Source organism: Streptomyces sp. T39, assembly GCF_008042045.1.
Lineage (GTDB): Bacteria > Actinomycetota > Actinomycetes > Streptomycetales > Streptomycetaceae > Streptomyces.
The window spans coordinates 1-856 of sequence record NZ_RDBP01000234.1 but is presented as its reverse complement, the minus strand read 5'-3'; the positions used below and the strand labels follow the sequence as shown (position 1 = coordinate 856).

The window sequence follows — 856 nt, the reverse complement described above, 5'->3', positions numbered from 1 at the left end:
GCTGGAGGGTGTCGGCGACATCGCCGGCGTCCGGGTCTTCAAGCCGGTGACGAGCCCGAGCCGGACCCTGCGCTACGGGCCCGCCTACGGCTGCACCGTGGAGTTCTGGGACGAGGACGAGGACGGCTGGCGCAACAGCCCCCGGTCCGCCACCCTCCTCGGCCGCCGGCTGCCCTCGCTCGAGGCCACCGCGAAGCTCCAGGTCGGCGAGCACGCCTACCCGACGCTGACCCAGTTCACCAAGAAGCTGATGTGGGACGTCGACTTCCCSGTCGACGTCGTCTACACCTGGGTCGACGACACCGACCCGGCCTGGCGCGAGCGGCGGGACACCGTCCGCCGGCGCATGGACATGCCCGTCGACGACGCCGACAGCGGCGACGTCCGCTTCCGCAACCGGGACGAACTGCGGTACTCGCTGCGCTCGCTGGCGATGTTCGCCCCGTGGGTGCGCACCATCTACCTGGTGACGGACGACCAGACCCCCGAGTGGCTGGACACCGACCAGCCCGGCATCGAGGTCGTCAGCCACCGCGACATCTTCACCGACCCCGAGTGGCTGCCGACGTTCAACTCGCACGCCATCGAGAGCCAGCTGCACCRCATCGAGGGCCTGTCCGAGCACTTCCTCTACTTCAACGACGACGTGATGCTCGGCAACGAGGTGACGCCGGGGGACTTCTTCCTCTCCAGCGGCCTCACCAAGTTCTTCCCCTCGCCCGCCCTGGTACCGCTCGGCGAGAAGACCGCGGGCGACCCGCCGGTCGCGGCGGCCGGCAAGAACAACCGCCGGCTGATCGAGGAGCGCTACGGCAAGGTGCTCGTCCAGAAGATGAAGCACATGCCGCACCCGCTG

Annotated in this window: 1 protein-coding gene; it reads left to right on the top strand. The window is 69.4% G+C overall.

The features are described 5' to 3' along the window. Positions 1-856: stealth family protein (locus EAO77_RS37470; RefSeq protein WP_187283611.1), on the top strand; the 856-nt coding region annotated here is incomplete at both ends.